The sequence below is a fragment of the Streptomyces sp. UH6 genome, from assembly GCF_013421635.1.
Lineage (GTDB): Bacteria > Actinomycetota > Actinomycetes > Streptomycetales > Streptomycetaceae > Streptomyces > Streptomyces abyssomicinicus.
Map to the genome: position 1 here is coordinate 1 of NZ_JACADT010000806.1, position 2,604 is coordinate 2,604.

General features: G+C 74.8%; 1 protein-coding gene. It reads right to left on the bottom strand.

What is annotated here, in order from left to right:
- The coding region (locus HW445_RS26100; protein WP_180223343.1) for an AAA family ATPase at positions 1-2,340 on the bottom strand (2,340 nt) is incomplete at its 3' end.
- Positions 2,341-2,604 lie beyond the last annotated feature (264 nt).

Sequence of the window (2,604 nt, forward strand, 5' to 3'; positions counted from 1 at the left end):
CAGGTCGGCCGCCCAGGGCGCCACCAGGTGGTTGCGGTGGCCCCGTTCGGCCGCGGTCCGGCCCGCCGCCTCCAGTTCCTCGATGCCCTCCTCGGTGCGCCCCACCGCCAGCAGCAGCCGCCCGCGCACCGACCGGGCGTCGGGCAGCAGGATCGTCGACGGGTAGGGCGCCCCGAACTGGTACCGCTCGGCGACCTCCATCGCCTCGTCCGGACGGCCGCGCGCGATCAGGGTGTCGACGAGGTTGCAGAACGCGGTCCAGTGCAGCGGCAGCCGGTGGCCCACCCGGTCGGCGAGCCGCAGGGACTCGCGCAGCGTCGACTCCGCCTCCCGCAGGCGGCCCCGGCGGCGCAGGGCGAGGCCCAGGTAGCCGTAGGAGAGCGAGACGTGGCCGCCGCTCCAGCCGGCCGTCTCGTACTCGCGGACCGCCTCGGAGAACAGCGCCTCGGCTCTGTCGAGACGGTCGGTGTAGGCGTAGATGGAGGCGATCATCAGCGGCAGTTCGAAGCCCCACCCGCTCTCGGTCCAGCCCAGTCCGGGGGCGAGCCGGCCGTTGACCAGGGCACGGTCGCAGATGGCCACGACCTCGTCGGCGTCGCCGCCGCGCATCAGCACGTCGAAGCCGTGCACGATCAGCAGCGCGCGCTCGGCGTCGTCGCGGCCGGTGCAGGCGGCGGCCAGGTCGGCCAGGTGCCGGGAGCGGCCCGGCGAGTCGGTTCCGGCGGCGTGGATGCTCTGCCAGAGGAACCGGCAGGCCTGCAGGCGCAGCCGTGCGGGGCCGTGTTCGTGGCGGGACGCCTCGGCCGTCACGGTGCGGATCGCCTCGGCGACCTGGTCGTTGTGGAGCAGCGCCTGGGAGAGCCGGACCACCGCGTCGACCCGCTCGGCGACGTCCAGGCCCGGCAGCGCGAGGGCGCTGCGCAGGTGGCCGATGGTGACGGCGGGCGCGGTGAGCAGGGTGGCGCAGCCGAGTTCGTAGAGGACCCTGGGGTGGGACTCGGGGCTCGGGGGCTCCCTGAGGGCGCGTTCCAGGCAGGCCCGGGCGGCTGCGGGGGCGCCGACGGCGAGGTGGGCGCGGGCGGCCTCGCGCAGCTGCTCGACCACTTCCTCGTCGTCGTCGGGATGGACCTGCAGCAGGTGCCGGGAGGCGGCCGCCGCGCCCCGGCCGGAGTCGGTGACGACCTGGGCGGCGATGCCGTGCATGGCGGTGCGCAGGCTGTCGGGTATCGAGTTGTAGACCGCGGACTCGATCAGCGGATGGGTGAACTCCAGCTCGCCGTCCGCGGCCTGCTGGTTGAGCGGGTCGGGGGTGGTGAGGATGCGGGCCTCGCAGAGGATGCCGGCGCAGCGTTCCGCCGCCGACGGCTGGAGGGTGGCGAGCCGGGCGACCAGGTCGACGGTGATGCCGGTGCCGAGGATGGCCGCGGCCCAGGCGAACCGGGTGGCCTCGATGCCGAGTTTGTCGAGGCGGGAGACGAGGCCGCCGCCACGTGCGGAGCGGTTGAGGTCGCGCAGTTCGTGGGCGGACGCCTCCACGGGCTCGATCTCCGCGTCGCGGACCTTGGCGAGGAGTTCCACCGTCTCGTACGGGTTGCCGCCGGTGACCGCCCACACCTCGCGGCAGAACGGGTCGTCCGCGTGCTCGCCGACGGTGGCGCGGGTGAGACCGGCGGTGGCCTGCGGGGTGAGCGACCGCAGCGAGGCGACCGGTCCGGCGGCCTCGACGATCCGGTCGAGGTATCCGGCGCGTTCCTCGCCGAGTTCGCCGGTACGGCAGGCGACCAGCACCAGGACGGAGGTGTCCTCCAGCCGCGCGCACAGCTCGGTGAGCCAGCGCAGGGTCTCCAGGTCGGCCCAGTGGGCGTCGTCGACCAGCAGCACCAGCGGGTACTCGCGGCGGGCGAGCCGCCGGACGGCGGCGACCAGACCGTCGCAGACCGAGCCCGGGTCGGGCTGCCCTCCGCCGGGCGGGGCGATGCCGAGGGCCGGGCCGGTGATGTCGTACCAGTCGCCGAGGTACTCACGGGCCTCCTCCGGCAGGAGGGCCAGCAGCGCGGGCTGCAGGAGCTGGCGCACCACGTTGTACGGCACCGAGCGCAGGGTTTCCCCGCCGCGCGCCGACCACACGGTGCAGCCGTGGAGTTCGGCGATCCGGTGGGCCTCGGTCAGCAGCGCCGTCTTGCCGAGTCCGGCCTCGCCCCGCAGGACCAGGAGCCGGCCGGCGGGGGCGCGGCCGGTGCACAGCGTCTCGACGGCCCGCTCGATGGCGGCGACCTCCTCGTCACGCTCCCAGAGCAGGGCCGAACCGTCGGCACGCATCCCGGGCCGTTCCTCCGTCATCGCCGTTCCCTCCCCAGGTCACCCGGACCACGTCCGCCGTCCGAGCCTAGCCCGCCGCGGGCCGCCGCGCGGCCCGACCCGCACGACGTGTCGCCGGGCCGTCCGCTCCGCGCGCGGGAACAACACCGGTGCACCGGGCGAGTGTTGGGGCACGGACCACCGGTTCGCCGACCCTCTCGCCGGTTCTTCACGGGTGCCCCATACCTTTGACGCATGACGCAGGCTATTCCTCCCGGGTGGTACCCGGATCCCGGGCATACGAGT